Here is a 19,459-nt window from a genome sequence, read left to right as displayed (position 1 = left end):
GCGTAACGATGAACAAGTTGCGCGCCGCCCACGGTCTCGCAGCACGCCCACTGAACTGTTCGGTGATGTCTGACGAGGCCTGCAGCAAGCAGTAGACGGTCCACGCCTGGCTCGGCGCGGACCGAGACAGGAGAAATGTGGCCAAGGTCCGCGTACACGAGCTCGCCAAAGAGCTCGGTATCACCTCCAAGGACGCCCTCGCGAAGCTTCAGCAGCTCGGCGAGTTCGTGCGTTCTGCGTCCTCGACAATCGAGGCGCCCGTCGTGAAGAAGCTTCGCGACGCCTATCCTTCCGGCGGGGCCAAGCCCGCCGCTTCCCGCGCGTCGGCAGCCCCGGCTCCCGCGCGCCCGTCAGCCCCCAAGCCGGCGACCCAGAAGTCGTCTGCCCCGGCTCCGGCAGCACCGGCACCGGCTCCCGCTGCGGCGGCGCCTGCCCGTGACGGTGCCGTGAAGCCCGGTCCCGGGCGCCCGGCGGCTCCGGCCCGTCCGGAGGAGGAGCAGGCCGCCGCGCCCGCTCCGGCCCCGCGCCCGTCGTCGGACGCTCCGCGTCCCGGCTCCCGCCCCGCGGCGGCTCCCGGTCCGCGCCCGTCGGCGACGCCCGGCCCGCGTTCGGGTGGCCCCCGCCCCGGCAACAACCCGTTCTCCTCGTCGCAGGGCATGCAGCGCCCTGGCCGCGAGGATCGCGCGCCGCGTCCTGGCAACAACCCGTTTGCCACCTCGCAGGGCATGCCCCGCCCGGGCGGTTCCCGTGACGGCGATCGTCCCGGAGGCCCGCGCCCGGCGCCGCGTCCCGGCGGCACCTCGGGCATCCCGCGGCCCGGCGCTCCGCGCTCCGGCGCCCCGCGCCCGGGCGGCCCGCGTCCGGCCGGCTCCGGCGGACAGCGTCCCGGCGGCTCGGGTGGTCCGCGTCCCGGTGGCACCGGCGGTCCTCGTCCGGGCGGTTCGGGCGGTCCCCGTCCGAACCCCGGCATGATGCCTGCACGCACCGAGCGTCCCCAGCCGGGTGCGCGTCCCGCCGGTGCCGGCGGCCGCGGTCCCGGACGTCCGGGGGCCGGCGCCCCCGGCGGCGGTCCCGCCGGCGGCGGCTTCGGCAAGGGCGGCCGCGGACGCGGCGGCACGCAGGGCGCCTTCGGCAAGGGTGGCGCCGGTCGCGGCAAGCAGCGCAAGTCGAAGCGCGCGAAGCGCCAGGAACTGGAGCAGATGAGCGCTCCGTCGCTCGGCGGCGTCTCGGTGCCGCGCGGCGACGGCGAGACGATCGTCAAGCTCCGCCGCGGCGCGTCCATCACGGACTTCGCGGAGAAGATCGACGCGAACCCCGCCTCGCTCGTCACCGTGCTCTTCCACCTCGGCGAAATGGCTACGGCGACGCAGTCGCTCGACGAGGAGACGTTCGGCGTGCTCGGCGAGGAGCTGGGCTACAAGATCCAGGTCGTCTCGCCGGAGGACGAGGAGCGCGAGCTGCTCGAGTCCTTCGACATCGACCTCGATGCCGAGCTTGAGGCCGAGACGGACGAGGACCTCGAGGTCCGCCCGGCCGTCGTGACCGTCATGGGCCACGTCGACCACGGTAAGACGCGCCTCCTCGATGCCATCCGCCACACGAACGTGGTGGAGGGCGAGCACGGCGGCATCACGCAGCACATCGGTGCGTACCAGATCTCGTTCGAGCACGAGGGCCAGGAGCGCAAGCTCACCTTCATCGACACCCCGGGTCACGAGGCGTTCACCGCCATGCGTGCCCGTGGTGCCCAGGTCACCGACATCGCGGTGCTCGTCGTGGCCGCGGATGACGGCGTCATGCCGCAGACCGTCGAGGCGCTCAACCACGCGCAGGCGGCCGGCGTGCCGATCGTCGTCGCAGTGAACAAGATCGACAAGGAGGGCGCGAACCCGGACAAGGTCCGCGGCCAGCTCACCGAGTACGGCCTCGTTCCCGAGGAGTACGGCGGCGACACGATGTTCGTCGACGTCTCGGCACGCCAGGGCCTGCACATCGACGACCTCATCTCGTCGGTGCTGCTCACGGCAGACGCCGCCCTCGACCTCCGCGCGAACCCGAACAAGGACGCGCGCGGCGTCGCGATCGAGGCGAACCTCGACCGCGGACGCGGCGCCGTGGCGACGGTTCTCGTCCAGTCCGGAACGCTCCACGTCGGCGACAACATGGTGGCGGGAACGGCCCACGGCCGCGTCCGCGCGATGTTCGACGAGGACGGCGAGCCGGTCGAGGTCGCGCTCCCGTCGCGTCCGGTCCAGGTCCTGGGCCTCTCCTCGGTCCCGCGGGCAGGCGACACGTTCCTCGTGACAGAGGACGACCGCACGGCCCGCCAGATCGCGGAGAAGCGCGAGGCCGCCGAGCGCAATGCCCAGCTCGCCAAGCGCCGCAAGCGGATCAGCCTCGAGGACTTCGACAAGGCTGTGGCCGAGGGCAAGATCGACACCCTCAACCTCATCCTCAAGGGCGACGTGTCCGGTGCGGTCGAGGCCCTCGAGGACTCGCTGCTCAAGATCGACGTCGGCGAAGAGGTCCAGCTCCGGGTCATCCACCGCGGCGTCGGTGCGATCACGCAGAACGATGTCAACCTCGCGACGGTCGACAACGCGATCATCATCGGCTTCAACGTCCGCCCCGCGGAGCGTGTCGCCGAGCTCGCGGACCGCGAGGGCGTGGACATGCGCTTCTACTCGGTCATCTACGCTGCGATCGAGGACATCGAGCTCGCCCTCAAGGGCATGCTCAAGCCGGAGTACGAGGAGGTGCAGCTCGGTACCGCCGAGGTGCGCGAGATCTTCCGCTCCTCGAAGTTCGGCAACATCGCCGGCTCGATCGTGCGCAGCGGCATCATCCGCCGCAACTCGAAGGCGCGGCTCCTCCGCGATGGCGTGGTCATCGGCGACAACCTCTCGATCGACTCGCTCAAGCGGTTCAAGGATGACGCGACCGAGGTCCGCGAGGGCTTCGAATGCGGTATCGGCCTGGGGTCCTTCAACGACATCCAGCTCGAGGACATCATCGAGACGTTCGAGATGCGCGAGAAGCCGCGCGCCTGAGAAGTGCCCGTCACGAAGGGGCCCCGCGAGCGCGGGGCCCCTTCTCCGGTCCTCACGGACCGATTCCCCCAGAAGGAGTTCACCATGGCAGATCCGGCCCGCGCTGCGCGCCTGGCGCAGCGGATCAAGGTGGTCGTGGCCGAGGCCCTGCGCAAGTCCGTCAAGGACGACCGCGCCGAGGCGATCACGGTCACTGACGCCCGCGTGACCAACGACCTGCAGCACGCCACGGTCTACTACACCGTGTTCGGCGATTCCGCCGCGCAGGAGGGCGCCCGCGAGGTGCTCGACGCCAAGAAGGGCGTGCTGCGCCGCGAAGTAGGGCGCAACCTGACGATCCGCCTCACCCCGACGCTCGAGTTCGTCGCGGACGAGGTCCCCGTCAACGCGTCCCACGTCGAGGACCTGCTCCGGCAGGCCCGCGCCCACGACGAGGAAGTGGCCAAGCTTGCCGAGGGCGCCCAGCCCGCAGGCGACGCAGATCCGTACCGGAAGCCCGAGGACCACGACGGCGCCGAGCACGAATCCGAGTACGACGACGTCGACGTCGACATCGACGCAGAGTAGGCCCGGCCCCGAGCGGGTCCGACGCCGACTCGGCTCGCCGCGTGCGCGTGGGGCAGTGAGAGACTCCGCTGGGCAGGTTCTGCGACGGGGTGTCAGCGGCGCCTACGATAGGCCGTATGGGGCTAGAAGGTGCCGAATCGGCCTATCTTGAGCGTGCCGTCGATCTTGCCGTGGCGAACGTGGCCGACGGCGGCGGCCCGTTCGGCGCCGTCGTGGTGATGCGGGACGGAACCGTCTTCGAAGGCGTGAACCGGGTGACCCGCGACAACGACCCGACCGCCCACGCCGAGGTCGTCGCGATCCGCGGCGCGGCCGCGGCCACGGGCGATTTCGACCTCCATGGCGCCGTGCTCTACACGAGCTGCGAGCCGTGCCCGCTGTGCCTCGCCGCCGCCCTCTGGGCCCGGATCTCCTCGGTGCACTTCGCGGCGGACCGCCACGACGCGGCCGCGGCCGGCTTCGACGACGCCGCGTTCTACCGCTATTTCGAGGGCGACGATCGCTCGAACATGCCCGTTTCCCAGAACGAGGCCACACGCAGGAGCGCACCGTTCGACGCGTGGGCGGCGTTCGAGGGCCGTGTCGACTACTGACATACTGGGAGGCGTGCTTTCTGGACTCGTGATCGTCGACAAACCGCAGGGATGGACGAGCCACGACGTCGTCGGCCGGGTGCGCCGCTTGGCCGGAACCCGGAAGGTGGGGCACGCGGGCACTCTGGATCCCATGGCCACGGGCGTCCTCGTGGTGGGCATCAACCGGGCCACGCGGCTCCTCTCCTACATCGTCGGCACCACGAAGACCTACACGGCGACGATTCGCCTCGGTCAGAGCACCGTGACGGACGACGCCGAGGGCGAGATCGTCTCCGAGACCATCGCAGCGGCCGTCACGGAGGAGCAGATCCGGGCCGGGGCGGAGCGACTCATGGGTGAGATCCTCCAGGTGCCGAGCAGCGTGAGCGCGATCAAGGTGGGCGGCGAGCGCTCCTACGCGCGCGTCCGCGCGGGCGAGAGCGTTACGCTCGAGCCCCGGCCTGTCACCGTTCACGCGTTCGACGTCCACGACGTCCGCCGCGAGCGCGGCGGCCGCGTGCTCGACGTCGACGTGACCGTGCGCTGCTCCTCCGGAACGTACGTCAGGGCCCTGGCACGGGATCTCGGCACAGACCTCGGGGTGGGCGGCCACCTCACGGTCCTGCGCCGCACAGAGGTCGGCCCCTACGACCTCGCTGAGGCCCGGACGCTCGAGGAGCTCGCCGAGGACTTCGAGGTACTCCCGATCGCGCAGGCCGCGCGGGCCCTCCTGCCGGTGCGCGAGCTGACCGCGGACGAGGCCGTCGAGCTGTCCTTCGGGCGGAAGATCGCGCCGAGCGGAAACGTCGCCGTCACGGCGGCCTTCGCGCCCGACGGCAGTCTCATCGCGCTGCTCAGGGACTCGGGCTCGGCCGCAAAGCCCGAGCTCGTGTTCGCGGCCCACGGGGGCGCCGAGTGATAACCGACCCGTTCTTCTGGATCGGGACGGCCGTGTGTGCCGCCTCGCTCGTCGTCTGCCTCGTGGCCGCGGCGACCAAGCGCTATCCCGGCGACGCCGCGATCCTGTCCGTCGCCGCCGTCGAGCTCTTCCTGCTCGTCTTCGGCATCGGGGCAATCGTCAGGCAGGCCGGGGGAGAGGCCGTGCGCGGCGAGCCCTGGGAATTCTGGGGCTACGAGCTCACGGCGCTCGTCCTGCCGATCGCCGCGTTCTGGTGGGCGATCCTCGACAAGTCCCGGTGGAGCAACGTGGTGCTCGCGGCGGTGCCGATCACGCTGTTTGTCATGCTCTTCCGTATCGAGCAGATCTGGAACGGAGCCTACTGACGTGGCGGAGAACAACGCGCCCCAGAACACTGACCACTCGCCGAGCGCCCGCAGCCGCGGGCTCGGACGGCTCGTGGTGACGGTCTACGGGATCTTCGCGATCTCGGCGACCGCGAGGGCTGGCTACCAGATCGCGACGAAGTTCACCGAGGCCCCGCTCGCCTACACGCTGAGCGCCGTGGCTGCGGTGGTGTACATCGTCGCGACGGTCGCGATGGCGCGCAGGAGCGTCGCCACGTGGTACCTCACGGTCGGCGCCGTCCTGCTCGAACTCGTGGGCGTGCTCGCTGTCGGCACGTTCAGCGTCGTCGCCCCCCAGGACTTCGCCCAGGACACGGTCTGGAGCGTGTACGGCCGCGGCTACGGCTTCGTGCCGCTCGTGCTGCCGTTCGTCGGACTTGCGTGGCTGTATGCGAACCGGCCGCGCGCCGCGGCCGGGAGCCGGTAGTCTTTAGGGCGCGAGAATTGGGCCGATGATCGGCGACGAGAAGAGGACGACTGTGCAGATCTGGCGCGGGCTTGACGAGGTTCCCGAGGACTTCGGGCCCACCGCGGTCACCGTCGGCAACTTCGACGGGGTGCATCGCGGGCACCAGCAGGTGCTCGCGCGTCTCTCTGGCTGGGCGAGCCAAGCCGGTGCGAAGACGGTCGCCGTCACGTTCGACCCGCACCCCGCCAAGGTCCATCGCCCGGACACCGCGCCTGACCTCATCATGGGCATCGACGACCGCATCGCGGCGCTGGCCGGCTACGGGCTCGACGCCGTCCTCGTGCTCCACTACACGCTCGAGTTCGCGCAGCAGTCGGCGGAGGAATTCGTCCGGGGCGTCTTCGTCGACGGGCTCCGGGCGAGCGCCGTCGTCGTCGGCCACGACGTCCGCTTCGGCCGCGGCAACGCGGGCGACCTCACGACCATGCAGGAGCTCGGCGCGCGCTACGGCTTCGAGGTCGTGGTGGTCGAGGAGTTCCGCGAGCGGGACCAGAGCCCGCTCACGGAGGACGACGCCGCGCAGCGGCGCTGCTCGTCGACCTGGGTGCGCGAGGCGCTCGATCGCGGCGACGTGCGGACGGCGGCGGAGGTGCTCGGCAGACCGCACGCGATGCACGGCGAGGTGGTGCACGGCGCCGCCCGCGGGCGTGCCCTCGGATTCCCGACGGCGAATCTCGCGCACGATTCGATCGGTCACGTCCCAGCGGACGGCATCTACGCGGGCTGGCTCGTCGACGAGCGCGGCGTGCGCTGGCCGGCCGCAATCTCCGTGGGCTCGAACCCCACGTTCGTGGGCGTGTCCCGTCAGGTCGAGGCGCACGTGATCGGCCGCCCGGACGAGGCGCCGGAGGACTTCGACCTGTATGGCCAGAACGTCGTCATCGAGTTCGTCGAGCGGCTCCGGGGCATGGTCGCCTACCGCGGCCCAGAGGCGCTCATCGAGCAGATGAAGGTCGACGTCGACCAGGCTCACCGGATTCTGGCGGGGGCGATGCCGGGGGCTTGAACCCCCGGGCACGAGTCAGCTCGCGCCTGGCGTCTGCTGCGCCGGACGGCTTTCGCGGCGGAGCGTCCGCCGGACAGTCCTGAAGTCATTACCCTTGCTTAGGTGACAGATCTCACCTCACCCCCCGAGAACACGCGCGCGCTCGAAGACGGGATCGTGCGCGACCTCGCGGGCCGCATGACCTACAGCGGCTATCTAGAGCTCGACCGCCTCCTGAGCGCCCAGCACCCCGTGAGCGTACCCGAGCATCACGACGAGCTGCTGTTCATCATCCAGCACCAGACCACCGAGCTGTGGCTCAAGCTCGTGCTCCACGAGCTCCGCAGCGCGTGCGGCTGGCTCCGCGAGGACAACCTCGGCGCGGCGCTCAAGGCGATCGCCCGCGTCAAGCACATCCAGAAGACGCTCACGGAGCAGTGGAGCGTGCTCGCGACCCTCACGCCACACGAGTACGCGCAGTTCCGAGGCTTCCTGGGCCACGCCTCGGGGTTCCAGTCGGGCCAGTACCGCTCGGTCGAGTTCATCCTCGGCAACAAGAACTCCGGCATGCTCCCCGTGTTCGACTCCGAGCCCGAGATGCGCGCCCAGCTCGAGGAGCTCCTCGACGCGCCGAGCCTCTACGACGAGTTCCTGCGCTACCTCTCGCGCCACGGCTACGCCGTCCCGCCCGAGGTGCTCGAACGGGACGTGCGGACGGCCCATGCCTTCAGCGCGGCCCTCGTTCCCTTGTTCAAGGACATCTACGAGAACGCCGAGCAGCATTGGGCGGCGTACGAGACGTGCGAGGAGCTCGTGGACCTCGAGGACAACTTCCAGCTGTGGAGGTTCCGTCACCTGCGCACGGTCCAGCGCACCATCGGCCTGAAGAGCGGGACGGGCGGCTCGAGCGGCGTGGGCTTCCTGCGGAAGGCCCTCGATCTCACGTTCTTCCCCGAGCTCTTCGCGGTGCGGACGGAGGTCGGCCGGTGAGCGGGCCAGCCACGGTGAGCGGGCTCGCCGCGCGGGCGGAAGCGCTCGACGCCGGCGATCCCCTCGCGCGGTTCCGCGGGCTCTTCGTCGACTCGCCGGAGGTCACCTCCTATCTCGACGGGAACTCCCTGGGGCGGCCCCTGCGCCGCACGGCGGACGATGTGCGCCGGTTCGCGGAGGACGAATGGGGAGGCCGGCTCATTCGCGGCTGGGACGAGCGGTGGCTCGACCTGCCGCTCGAGCTCGGGGATCGCCTCGGGGCCGCATGCCTCGGCGCTGCCGCGGGCCAGACGGTCGTGGCCGATTCGACCACCGTCAACCTGTACAAGCTCATCCGTGCCGCAATCGAGCTGGCCAACGCCGATCCGGCGGGACCGGCCCGGACTGAGATCGTCGCGGACACGGACAACTTCCCGACCGACCGGTACCTCGTGGACGGGATCGCGGCCGAGCGGGGCATGTCCGTGCGCTGGATCGACGCCGACCCGTTGACCGGGGTGACCGGGGCGCAGGCCGCCGAGGCGATTTCGGAGCGCACCGCCGTCGTCGTCCTTTCCCACGTCGCCTACCGCTCCGGGTACATTGCCGACGCGCGGGCCATCACCGCGCTCGCCCACGCGGCGGGGGCGCTCGTGGTGTGGGACCTGTGCCACTCGGCGGGGGCCGTCCCCGTGGAGCTCGACGCGTGGGGCGCCGACTTTGCGGCGGGCTGCACGTACAAGTACCTCAATGGCGGACCCGGCTCGCCGGCGTTCGCCTACATCGCCGCCCGCCATCTGCCCGCGCTGCGGCAGCCGATCCAGGGCTGGCTCGGCCGGCGGGACGCGTTCGAGATGGGCCCGGGGTACGAGCCCGCGGACGGGATCCGCAGATTCATCAGCGGGACGCCGCCGATCTTCGCGATGCTTCCGCTCACGGGCATGCTCTCCCTCGTCGAGGAGGCCGGCATCGCCGCGATCCGGGAGAAGTCGGTTGCGCTCACCGAGTTCGCCATCGCAGCGCATCGCGAACTGCTCGCGCCGCTCGGCGTGACGCTCGCTTCGCCCGAGCAGGCTGCCGTGCGCGGCGGACACGTGACCCTTGAGCACCCAGGCTTCCGCGAACTCACGCAGCGGCTCTGGGCCAGGGGAGTGATCCCCGACTTCCGAGCACCACAGGGGCTCCGTCTCGGGCTCTCGCCGCTCAGCACGGGCTACGGCGAGACGCTCCGAGGAATCGAGGCGATCCGGGACGAACTGGCTCGCTCGGACGCAGGCCTCCCAGTTTGATAGAATCTTCGGTGGCCCTCGCTGCAGTCCGTGGCGGCCTGGGCCGCGCCGGTTCCGGCTTCCCGCTCGGGAGGCCCGCGGAACCGGGGTTCCCCGGGGACGAAGCGTCCGGCGGGCCGCACGGCACGAAACGAGAGGTACTGAGCTCAATGGCTTTGGATCCCGCCGTCAAGCAGGAAATCATCAAGGAATATGCCACGAAGGAAGGCGACACCGGGTCCCCCGAGGTCCAGATCGCCGTTCTGACGAAGCGCATCAAGGACTTGACTGAGCACATGAAGCAGCACAAGCACGACTTCCACACGCAGCGCGGGCTCCTCGCGCTCGTGGGCCGTCGCAAGCGCATGCTCGCCTACCTGCACGACACCGACATCGACCGCTACCGCTCGCTCATCGAGCGTCTCGGCCTGCGCCGGTAGTCTTGGAGCGGCCCGCCTATCCCTCTGGGGTGCGGCGGGCCGTTTCAGTACGCAAGCGTTTACACTCCGACTACGAAAACCACTGGAGGCTCCGGCAATCTGCGGTCCTCGGTAGTGGCTCTTGAGCTCGACCCCGGTCGCGCCAAGGGCCTCGATCGAAGACCGGGTTCCCGCCGCCTCCTCCGATATGAATGGAGGTGGCTCTCCCATGGAGGGTCCCGAGATCCAGTTCGCCGAGGCCGTCATCGACAACGGCCGCTTCGGCCAGCGCGTCCTGCGCTTCGAGACGGGCCGTCTGGCCAAGCAGGCCGCCGGCTCCGCGATGGCGTACATCGACGATGAGACCGCGCTGCTCTCCGCGACGACGGCCGGCAAGGCCCCGCGCGAGGGCTTCGACTTCTTCCCGCTCACGGTCGACGTCGAGGAGCGCATGTACGCCGCGGGCCGCATCCCCGGCTCGTTCTTCCGCCGCGAGGGCCGCCCGTCCACGGACGCGATCCTCGCGTGCCGCCTCATGGACCGCCCGCTGCGCCCCGCGTTCGTCAAGGGCCTGCGCAACGAGGTCCAGGTCGTCGTGACCGTCCTCTCGATCAACCCGGACGAGCTCTACGACGTCGTCGCGATCAACGCGGCGTCGATGTCCACGCAGCTCGCGGGCCTGCCCTTCTCGGGCCCGATCGGTGGCGTGCGCGTCGCCCTCGTGCACGATGCGCAGGGCTCGCAGTGGGTGGCCTTCCCGAAGCACTCGCAGCTCGAGAACGCGACGTTCGACATGGTCGTGGCCGGCCGCCTCGCGGGCGACGACATCGCCATCATGATGGTCGAGGCCGAGGCCACGGAGCAGTCCTGGAACCTCATCAAGGGCGAGGGTGCCACCGCCCCGACCGAAGAGGTCGTCGCCGAGGGCCTCGAGGCCGCGAAGCCGTTCATCCGCGCCCTGTGCGAGGCCCAGCAGGACCTCGCCGAGCGCGCCGCGAAGCCGACGAGCGAGTTCCCGGTCTTCCTCGACTACGAGCAGGACGCGTACGACGCGGTTGACGCTGCCGCGGCCGAGCGCCTCGCGCAGGTCTTCAGCATCGCGGACAAGCAGGAGCGCGACGCGGCGTCCGACGAGCTCAAGGACGAGGTGATCGCCCAGCTCGCCGGCCAGTTCGAAGGCCGCGAGAAGGAGCTCTCCGCCGCGTTCCGCTCGGTCACGAAGAAGGTCGTGCGCCAGCGCATCCTCCGAGACCAGATCCGCATCGACGGCCGCGGCCTCACGGACATCCGCCAGCTCACGGCCGAGGTCGAGGTGCTCCCGCGCGTCCACGGTTCGGCGATCTTCGAGCGCGGCGAGACGCAGATCCTCGGCGTCACGACGCTCAACATGCTCAAGATGGAGCAGCAGATCGACTCGCTTTCGCCCGAGACGCGCAAGCGGTACATGCACAACTACAACTTCCCGCCGTACTCGACGGGTGAGACGGGCCGTGTCGGTTCGCCGAAGCGTCGCGAGATCGGCCACGGTGCCCTCGCCGAGCGCGCGCTCGTGCCCGTGCTGCCGTCCCGCGAGGAGTTCCCGTACGCGATCCGCCAGGTGTCCGAGGCCCTCGGCTCCAACGGTTCGACGTCCATGGGCTCCGTGTGTGCCTCGACGCTCTCGCTCCTCAACGCGGGTGTGCCGCTCAAGGCCCCCGTGGCCGGTATCGCGATGGGCCTCGTTTCCGACGAGGTCGACGGCCAGACCCGCTACGCGGCCCTCACCGACATCCTCGGTGCGGAGGACGCGTTCGGCGACATGGACTTCAAGGTCGCGGGCACGAGCGAGTTCGTGACAGCGATCCAGCTGGACACGAAGCTCGACGGCATCCCGGCCTCCGTCCTCGCGGCCGCGCTCAAGCAGGCCCGCGAGGCCCGGCTTCACATCCTCTCCGTGATCAACGCCGCGATCGAGGGCCCGGACGAGCTGTCCGAGTTCGCGCCGCGCATCATCGCGATCAAGATCCCCGTGGACAAGATCGGCGAGGTCATCGGGCCCAAGGGCAAGATGATCAACCAGATCCAGGAGGACACGGGCGCCGACATCTCCATCGAGGACGACGGCACCGTGCTCATCGGCGCGACCGACGGCTCCTCGGCCGAGGCCGCCCGGGCCGCGATCAACGCGATCGCGAACCCGCAGCTGCCCGAGGTCGGCGAGCGCTACCTCGGCACCGTGGTGAAGACGACGACGTTCGGCGCCTTCGTCTCGCTCACGCCGGGCAAGGACGGCCTCCTGCACATCTCGGAGCTCCGCAAGCTCGCCGGCGGCAAGCGCGTGGACAACGTCGAGGACGTCGTCTCGGTGGGCCAGAAGGTCCAGGTCGAGATCACGAAGATCGACGACCGCGGCAAGCTCTCGCTCGCTCCTGTGGTCGAAGAGGGCGAAGCTCCCGCCGAGGCCGCTCAGGCCGACGCGGCCGTCGAGGCTGCCGACGCGTAGCCGATGGCCAGTGTCGCCTTGCCGCTGACCTCCGGCCAGCTCGTGGACGGCGCGCCGTCGTCGACTACGATCTTCGGGCAGGATGGGGGCGCCGTCGTGCGCCGCTCCATCCTGCCCGGGGGCGTCCGCGTCCTCACGGAAGCGATGCCCGGCCAGCGGTCGGCGTCGATCGGCTTCTGGGTCGGCGTCGGGTCCCGTGACGAAGCCGCGGGCCAGCACGGTTCAACCCACTTCCTCGAGCACCTGCTCTTCAAGGGGACCCACCGCCGCACCGCCCTGGAGATCGCCTCCGCCTTCGACGAGGTGGGCGGCGAGTCCAACGCCGCGACGGCCAAGGAGAGCACGTGCTACTACGCGCGCGTGCTCGACACGGACCTGCCCATGGCGATCGACGTCATCGCGGACATGGTCACGTCCGCCGTGCTCGACCGCGACGAGCTCGAGCAGGAGCGCGGCGTGATCCTCGAGGAGATCGCGATGGACGGCGACGACCCCACGGACGTCGCCCACGAGAACTTCGTCGCCTCGGTGCTCGGCGGGCATCCGCTCGGGCGCCCCATCGGGGGAACGCCCGAGGCGATCCGCGCCGTCGCCCGCGACTCCGTGTGGGAGCACTACTGCCGCTACTACCGCCCGTCCGAGCTCGTGGTGACGGCGGCCGGCGGTCTCGACCACGGCACGGTGTGCCGCCTCGTGCTCGAGGCGCTGCAGTCCGCGGGTTGGAAGCTCGACGACGGCGCCGCTCCGACGCCGCGGCGTTCGACGGCGGCGGCCGAGATCAGCGGGCGTCCCGGGCTGAACGTGGTGAAGCGGCAGGTCGAGCAGGCCAACGTGATCGTGGGGTGCCCGTCGATCACGGCGACCGACGATCGCCGCTACGTCATGAGCGTGCTCAACGCCGTGCTCGGCGGTGGCATGTCGTCGCGGCTCTTCCAGGAGATCCGTGAGAAGCGCGGCCTCGTGTACTCGACGTATTCGTTCGCGTCCGCCTACGCCGACGCGGGCTACTTCGGCATGTACGGGGGCTGCGCGCCCGCCAAGGTTCCCCAGGTGCTCGCGCTCATGGACGCGGAACTCGCAAAGCTCGCGGCGCAGGGCGTCACGGACGAGGAACTGCGCAAGGCCGTGGGCCAGCTCTCAGGCGGCATCGTCCTCGCTCTCGAGGACACGGGCTCGCGCATGTCCCGGCTGGGCCGCGCCGAGCTCGTCTCGGGAGAGTTCCAGGACGTCGACGAGACGCTCGCGCAGATCCGCGCCGTCACGGCCGAGCAGGTGCGCGAGCTCGCGGCCCAGCTTGCGGCCGCACCGCGCACCATCACGGTCGTGGGCCCGTTCGAGGAGACCGAGACGTTCGGGCTGGCCCTGTAGCTACGCGAGAACGTCCTTCGTCGTGAACCGCCCGTAGGCGAGCGCGCCGAAGAGCGCGATGTAGCCGAGCTGCAGGAGCGTGTTCTCGCCGAACGAGCCCCACGCGATCGGCTCGCGCAGCAGGTCGGCGACGGAGAGCCAATGGTCGCTGAAGAGCCAGGGGTGCAGCCAGTCGAGCTGGTCGAGCGCGTCGAGCACCTGCGAGACGACGGCCAGGACGATCGTCGCGGCCATCGCGCCGACGGGGACGTTCGTCATCGTCGACGCGAAGAGGCCGATCGCCGAGAGCCCAAGCAGCGAGACGGTGACGTACCCCGCCATGAGCAGGAGCCTCCCGAACGCCTCGCCCGGGCTGATCGTGTCCCCCGAGAGGAGCGTCGCCTGCCCGAGGGGGAACAGCACGGCCCCCGTGAGCGTCCCGCCGACGACGACGGCGAGCGCCGCCGCGACGCAGAACACCGCGGACGCGAGGTACTTCACGACGAGGAGCCGCACCCGTCCGGCCGGGGCCGCGAGGAGATACCGCAGGGTGCCGAGGTTCGCCTCGCCCGCGATCGTGTCTCCCGCGACGACTCCGACCGTGAGCGGCAGGAACAGCGGCGTGCAGACCACGAGCCCCACGACGCCGGCGAACAGGCCGTTGTGCGTGATCTGGTCGAGGAATGCCGGGCCCCGGCCGCTGGGGGGTCCCTTGGGCGAGAAGCGCACCGCGAGCCCGATGAGGACCGGAACAGCGGCGAGCGCCGCAAGCATGGTCCACGTGCGCCAGCGGCGGAACAGGACGGACAGCTCCGACACGAAGAGCCGGGCGCTGGCTGGCGCGCTACTGAGCAACATCGAACCCCTCTCCCGTGAGCTCGACGAAGCGTTCCTCGAGGCTCGCGGCAGCGGCAGCGAACCCGCGGACGCGGACCCCGGCCCCGACGAGCGCCGCGACGACCTCCTCGGGCGCGGGCGCGCCGTCGTTCGCTGCGCTCGAGGCGACCACCGTGCCAGGTGCCGAGCGCTCGGGAGACAGCCCCAGTCCGCGCAGCACCTCGGCGGCCTGGGACTCGTCTGGAGTGCGCACCTCGACGCGCGGGAGCGCGGCCCCGCGGAGCTCGTCGAGCGTGCCCTGTGCCACGAGCTTCCCGGTGCGGAGCATCGCCGCGTGGGTGCAGATCTGCTCGACCTCGGCGAGGAGGTGGCTCGAGACGAACACGGTGGTGCCGTCTTGGGCGAGCGAGCGGATCAGGCTCCTGACCTCGCGCGTGCCCTGGGGGTCGAGGCCGTTCGTCGGCTCGTCGAGCACGAGCAGCTCGCGGGGTGCGAGGAGCGCGGCCGCGAGTCCCAGCCGCTGCTTCATGCCGAGCGAGTAGGCGTGGACCCGCTTGTGGGCGGCGTGCTCGAGCCCCACGCGCTCCAGGGCTGACTTGACCCGTTCCCCGCGGGTCCGAACCGGTGCCCTGAGATCCGCTGTGTCGAGGCGGTGGAGGTTCGCCTCGCCGCTCAGGAACGGATAGAACGCGGGGCCCTCCACGAGGGCGCCGACGCGGGGGAGGACCCCCATGAGCCGTGCCGGCATCTCCTCGCCGAGGACCTCGACGCGCCCAGCGGTCGGGGAGACGAGGCCCAGGAGCATGCGGATCGTCGTCGTCTTGCCGGAACCGTTCGGGCCGAGGAAGCCGAAGACCGCGCCGCGCGGGACCGTGAGGTCGAGGCCGTCGACGGCGTGGTGCCGGCCGAAGCGCTTCGTGAGTCCCTCCGTCCGGACGGCGGTCTCAGGACTGGCCGCGAGGCTGGGTTTACCGGCGCCCTCCGCGGCTGGGCTCACTGGGCCGCCTTGGCGAGGAGGGTCGAGGCGGGGACGGCTCCGGCGAGCACGCGCCCGTCATCGGTGATGAGGATGTTCACGAGCGACGACGAAAGCAGGCGCCCGCCGGCGACCGGCGTCGCGAGCTGCTTGACCAGTGGCTGGTCCAGGAGCCCCGCAGGAACCTTCGCGGCCGGCACGACGAGGACCGTGTCCCAGCTGGGAGCGCTCTCCGGAGACTTGGGCGTGGTGCCCGCCGAAGCCTTCGGCGAGGCGGTTGACGGAGACTTCGGCATGGTGCCGGCCGAAGCCTTCGGCGTGGGCGCGGGCTGCTGCTTCACGGTCGCACCGGCTGGGGGAGTGAACGCGAAGACCGACGCGTCCGGGGCGCCCAGGTCGAGCTTCGTGAACGCGGAGTGGAAGGCCGGGTCCTTCTGGCCCTTCGCGTACACGTCGACCGAGAGCGGAAGCCCAGTCTGCGCCTCGACAGCGATCTGGACCGAACTCACGAGCGTGCCCGACGTCTTCGGCGTGAGGACGAGGGCGTACGCGCTATGGCCGGCCACCGGTGCGGACTGGCCGAGCGTCACGTTCGTGCTGGGGCCCGCGGCGGCGAGGAAGCGCTGCGCGAGCTGGTCCGGCGTCATGACAGGAGCCTTCGCGGTCGGGCTGGGCTCGGACCCGGTGCCAGCCGGGAGCGTCGTGTGCGTGACCTCGTTGGTCTTCGAGTCGAACGTCCAGGCGTCGTTGCCGTTGCGGATCGCGTCGCGCTCGGCGAGCTGGTCCATGACCTGGACCCGGAGCTTCGTCGGCCCGTCCGCGTACACGCGCGCCGTGTGCGCGGTCGTGAGCAGTTCGAGAAGCGCGGCCTCGGAGCCGAGCGTGGCGCTCTTCGTCGCGGGGGCGAGCGCCTGGGACGGAATCGACGGCAGGCCGAGGTCAGCCTTCTCCTCGACGGTTCCCGAGAATTGGCGCGCCGCGTGGGACGCGACAAGGCCCAGCACCTGCTCGGGCGTCGCGGGAGGGGGCGGGCTCACCGCGGCGGCTCCCGCAGCAAGCACGCCGACGGCGATGACGGCAGGGACGGCGGCCGCGGGCAGCCAGCGGGTCCAGATACGCTTCATGTGACGACCTCCAGAACAGTCTCTCCCTCCACGCTACGCCGGGCGTGTGCGGGTGTCGTCATCCCAGAGTCGTACGTTCGGGGGCGGCGTCCCAGGGCGCGCTAGCCGCCCGCGAACGGCGGGAGCACGTCTAGCTGATCGCCCGGGGCGAGGGGGCGCAGCGGGTCCTTCGCGGCGATCTCGTTGACCAGGAAGGAGCAGCGCCGCAGCACGTCGGCGAGCTGGGGCGCCCCCGGCTCCGGGGAGCGGACGACGGCGCGCACGGCCTCGAGCGCGGAGGCGAGCGTGCCGCCGTCGGGCACCTCGAGGGGCTCGGCTTCGACGCCCGCAGCCGCTCGGGCAGCGGCGTAGTACCGCACGGTGATGACCATCGCGCAGCCTCAGCCGCCGATCGCGCTCATCGAGCGGTCCGGCTGCACGAAGTCCGCGTCGCCGAGTCCGGTGTGGTCCATGCCGTGGCCACGGGGCTTGAGCCACATCGCGTCCTGCCAGAGCGAGGCGACCTCGTCGTCGCTCGCACCCGCACGGAGCAGTCCCCGCAAGTCGACCTCCTCGTGCGAGAAGAGGCAGCTCATGACCTTGCCTTCGGCCGTGATGCGGGTGCGCTTGCAGTCTGCGCAGAACGGCTCGGTGACGGACGCGATGATGCCGACCGTGCCGAGGACGGCCTCGTCGTCGCGGGCCCGCACCTGGAAGCGCTCGGCCGGGGCGCCGTCGCGCGCCCTCGGATCGGGGGACAGCCTGAAGCGCTCACCGAGCATCTCGCGGATCTCGCCCGCCGTGACCATGCCCTCGCGCGTCCAGCCGTGGTCCGCGTCGAGCGGCATCTGCTCGATGAAGCGCAGCTCGTAGTCGCGCTCGAGGCACCACGCGAGGAGGTCGGGCGCGTCGGCGTCGTTGATGCCGCGCATGAGCACGGAGTTGATCTTGATGGGGCCGAGGCCCGCCGCGTCCGCAGCCTCGATGCCCGCGAGGACGCGGTCGAAGAACGGGCGCCGGGCGAGCTGCTCGAACGTCTCGGGATGCAGCGTGTCGAGCGAGATGTTGATGCGCGTGAGGCCCGCGGCCTTGAGCGCGACGGCCTTCTTGTCGAGTCCCACGGCGTTGGTGGTGAGAGCGATCGGGAGCTCGGGATTCGCGGTGCGGAGGGCCGCGATAATCTCCACGACGTCGGCCCGGACCAGCGGCTCGCCGCCCGTGAGGCGCAGTTCGCGGACGCCGAGCACGCGCACGCCGATCCCCACGATGCGCACGATCTCCTCGGCGGAGAGCACCGCATCCTTCGCGAGCCAGGGAAGGCCGTCCGCAGGCATGCAGTACGAGCAGCGCAGATTGCACTTGTCGGTGAGCGAGAGCCGCAGATCCGTCGCGACGCGTCCGTAGCGGTCGCGCAGTCCGTCGAACACGGGACGGTCCACGGCCCGCAGGCTCGCCTGCAGCTGCGGCATGCCGAGCGGGACAGTCATAGATCTACGGTACGCCAACGGACCTATTCTGGAGGCATGGGAGTGCCTACAGGCACAGGTTTGAGCACGGGCACCGGAACACGCGTCGCGCGGCACCCACACTGGTGGGCGGCAGCGGCCGGCGTGCTCTCCGCCGTCGCCGGAGTCCTGTCCGGCGAACTCCTCGCCGGGCTTGCAAGCCCATCGCTCAGCCCGGTCGCCGCCGTCGGGAGCGCGGTGGTCGACTTCGCCCCGCCCGCGGCCAAGGAATGGGCCATCCAGACGTTCGGGACAGGGGACAAGACGTTCCTCGTCAGCGCGATCGGCGTCGTGCTCGTGGCCCTCGGGGCTGCCTCCGGGGTGCTCGAGCTGAGGCGCCCCGGCACGGGCGTGGGCCTCGCTGCGCTCATCGGAGTCGCGGGCATCGCCGCCGTCGCGTCGCGCTCCCTCGTGAGTCCGCTCGCGCTCGCGTGCGCCGTCGTGGCGGCGATCGTTGCGGTGGCCATGGTGCGTTGGCTCATCGGCCGGCTCCGCTCGGGCCTGAGCGTCATCGAGCCCGAGCCGGGCCTCTCGCGCCGCGGCTTCGTCCGGTCGATGGCCGGAAGCGCCATCGTCGTGGCCTTGGGCGCCGTGTTCACGGCCGTCGTCCGAGGGACGACCCTGGCTGCGAGCGCGGCGCGGGAGGCGCTGCGGCTCCCGTCGCCGTCGTCGTCCGCCCCGAGCATTCCCCCGAACGCCGATCTCGGCGTGGCCGGGGTGACCGCCCTCGTGACCCCGAATTCGTCGTTCTACCGCATCGACACGGCTCTCGTGGTCCCGTCCGTCGATCCGGACGGCTGGAGGCTGCAGGTGACCGGCATGGTCGAGCAGCCGGTGGCCCTTTCGTGGCAGGACCTCCTCGCCAAGCCGCTCATCGAGCGCTATGTGACGATCGCGTGCGTCTCGAACGAGGTCGGGGGAGACCTCATCGGGAACGCACGCTGGCTCGGCTGGCCGGTGCGCGAGCTCCTCGCGCAGGCTCGTCCCAAGTCCGGCGCTGACATGGTGCTCTCGCGGAGCGTGGACGGCTTCACGGCTGGCACCCCGCTCGAGACCCTCATGGATCCGGGCGTCGACGCGATCCTCGCGATCGGCATGAATGGCGAGCCGCTCCCACCCGAGCATGGCTTCCCGGTGCGGATGATCGTGCCGGGACTGTACGGCTTCGTGTCCGCCACCAAATGGGTCACGGAGCTCAAGCTCACCACGTTCGCGGCGGAGCAGGCGTACTGGAGCACGCGGGGCTGGTCCGACCACGGTCCCATCAAGACGTCCTCCCGCATCGATGTGCCGCGCGACGGGGCCCGCGTAGGCGTGGGCACCGTGACGCTCGCCGGAGTCGCGTGGGCGCAGCATCGAGGCGTCTCCGCGGTCGAGGTCCGGGTGGATGAGGGCGTGTGGCAGCCTGCGACGCTCGGAACCGGCATCTCCCGCGACACGTGGTACCAATGGTCAGCGAAGGTGCAGCTCACGTCCGGGCGGCATCAGGTGAGCGTTCGGGCCACGGACGGCACCGGCGCGCTCCAGGTCCAACAGGCCGCGCCGCCCCCGCCGAACGGGGCCACGGGATACCACACCATCACGATCGAGGCAGGAGCCTGA

The 19,459-nt window shown here is 70.9% G+C and carries 18 protein-coding genes; 13 read left to right on the top strand and 5 right to left on the bottom strand.

Translation table 11 applies throughout. The annotated features are described in order from the left end of the window. Positions 1–137 precede the first annotated feature (137 nt). The 12 genes from infB (at position 138) to E6A26_RS03855 (ending at position 13,457) form a co-directional block, all read left to right on the top strand. Positions 138–3,050 carry a translation initiation factor IF-2 gene (gene infB, locus E6A26_RS03910; protein ID WP_136609888.1) on the top strand — a complete coding sequence of 971 codons (2,913 nt, stop codon included), beginning with the start codon at positions 138–140 and terminating at the stop codon, positions 3,048–3,050. An 84-nt stretch (positions 3,051–3,134) separates the two neighbouring features. Beyond that, positions 3,135–3,617: a 30S ribosome-binding factor RbfA gene (gene rbfA / locus E6A26_RS03905; RefSeq protein WP_136609887.1), complete on the top strand. Its 483-nt coding sequence runs from the start codon at positions 3,135–3,137 to the stop codon at positions 3,615–3,617. Positions 3,618–3,733: 116 nt separating this feature from the next. After that, a complete protein-coding gene (locus E6A26_RS17835) occupies positions 3,734–4,210 on the top strand; it encodes a nucleoside deaminase (protein ID WP_136609886.1) in 477 nt (158 codons plus the stop codon). A 13-nt stretch (positions 4,211–4,223) separates the two neighbouring features. Then, positions 4,224–5,111, top strand: a complete 888-nt coding sequence (gene truB, locus E6A26_RS03895; protein WP_234865004.1) for a tRNA pseudouridine(55) synthase TruB — start codon at positions 4,224–4,226, stop codon at positions 5,109–5,111. Further along, positions 5,108–5,476 carry a hypothetical protein gene (locus E6A26_RS03890; RefSeq protein WP_136609884.1) on the top strand — a complete coding sequence of 123 codons (369 nt, stop codon included), beginning with the start codon at positions 5,108–5,110 and terminating at the stop codon, positions 5,474–5,476. Before truB ends, E6A26_RS03890 begins: the two co-directional genes overlap by 4 nt. A 1-nt stretch (position 5,477) precedes the next feature. After that, entirely contained in the window at positions 5,478–5,924 is a 447-nt protein-coding gene (locus E6A26_RS03885) for a hypothetical protein (RefSeq protein WP_136609883.1), read from the top strand. 25 nt (positions 5,925–5,949) lie between these two features. Beyond that, entirely contained in the window at positions 5,950–6,972 is a 1,023-nt protein-coding gene (locus tag E6A26_RS03880) for a bifunctional riboflavin kinase/FAD synthetase (protein WP_136609882.1), read from the top strand. A gap of 102 nt (positions 6,973–7,074) precedes the next feature. After that, a complete protein-coding gene (gene kynA / locus E6A26_RS03875) occupies positions 7,075–7,941 on the top strand; it encodes a tryptophan 2,3-dioxygenase (RefSeq protein WP_268815204.1) in 867 nt (288 codons plus the stop codon). Further along, positions 7,938–9,209: a kynureninase gene (locus tag E6A26_RS03870; RefSeq protein WP_136609881.1), complete on the top strand. Its 1,272-nt coding sequence runs from the start codon at positions 7,938–7,940 to the stop codon at positions 9,207–9,209. Before kynA ends, E6A26_RS03870 begins: the two co-directional genes overlap by 4 nt. A 149-nt stretch (positions 9,210–9,358) precedes the next feature. Further along, on the top strand, positions 9,359–9,628 hold the full coding sequence (gene rpsO, locus E6A26_RS03865; RefSeq protein ID WP_136610041.1) for a 30S ribosomal protein S15: 270 nt from the start codon (positions 9,359–9,361) through the stop codon (positions 9,626–9,628). A gap of 208 nt (positions 9,629–9,836) precedes the next feature. Next, the gene (locus E6A26_RS03860) at positions 9,837–12,089 is read left to right on the top strand and encodes a polyribonucleotide nucleotidyltransferase (protein ID WP_136609880.1); all 2,253 of its coding nucleotides are present in this window, start codon (positions 9,837–9,839) and stop codon (positions 12,087–12,089) included. Between the two features lie 3 nt (positions 12,090–12,092). Beyond that, positions 12,093–13,457 carry a M16 family metallopeptidase gene (locus E6A26_RS03855; protein WP_136609879.1) on the top strand — a complete coding sequence of 455 codons (1,365 nt, stop codon included), beginning with the start codon at positions 12,093–12,095 and terminating at the stop codon, positions 13,455–13,457. Here E6A26_RS03855 and E6A26_RS03850 read toward each other — a convergent pair whose 3' ends face one another. The 5 genes from E6A26_RS03850 to moaA form a co-directional block, all read right to left on the bottom strand. Next, a complete protein-coding gene (locus E6A26_RS03850) occupies positions 13,458–14,294 on the bottom strand; it encodes an ABC transporter permease (protein WP_136609878.1) in 837 nt (278 codons plus the stop codon). It lies immediately after the preceding gene. After that, positions 14,281–15,270: an ABC transporter ATP-binding protein gene (locus E6A26_RS03845; protein WP_136609877.1), complete on the bottom strand. Its 990-nt coding sequence runs from the start codon at positions 15,268–15,270 to the stop codon at positions 14,281–14,283. Before E6A26_RS03845 ends, E6A26_RS03850 begins: the two co-directional genes overlap by 14 nt. Beyond that, positions 15,267–16,373, bottom strand: a complete 1,107-nt coding sequence (locus E6A26_RS03840; protein WP_136609876.1) for a LolA family protein — start codon at positions 16,371–16,373, stop codon at positions 15,267–15,269. Before E6A26_RS03840 ends, E6A26_RS03845 begins: the two co-directional genes overlap by 4 nt. Positions 16,374–16,474: 101 nt before the next feature. Further along, positions 16,475–16,738 (bottom strand): MoaD/ThiS family protein, encoded by a 264-nt coding sequence (locus E6A26_RS03835; RefSeq protein ID WP_136610040.1) that lies wholly within the window; start codon positions 16,736–16,738, stop codon positions 16,475–16,477. A gap of 15 nt (positions 16,739–16,753) precedes the next feature. Next, positions 16,754–17,821 carry a GTP 3',8-cyclase MoaA gene (moaA, locus tag E6A26_RS03830; RefSeq protein ID WP_234865053.1) on the bottom strand — a complete coding sequence of 356 codons (1,068 nt, stop codon included), beginning with the start codon at positions 17,819–17,821 and terminating at the stop codon, positions 16,754–16,756. Between the two features lie 54 nt (positions 17,822–17,875). On the opposite strand from moaA, the gene E6A26_RS03825 reads away from it, so the two are divergent. Beyond that, on the top strand, positions 17,876–19,459 hold the full coding sequence (locus E6A26_RS03825; protein WP_136609874.1) for a molybdopterin-dependent oxidoreductase: 1,584 nt from the start codon (positions 17,876–17,878) through the stop codon (positions 19,457–19,459).

It is taken from the genome of Sinomonas albida (assembly GCF_004919045.1).
In the GTDB taxonomy this organism is placed as follows: domain Bacteria; phylum Actinomycetota; class Actinomycetes; order Actinomycetales; family Micrococcaceae; genus Sinomonas; species Sinomonas albida.
Note: the sequence above shows the minus strand (reverse complement) of the source record. Positions and strands in the feature narration are given on the sequence as shown.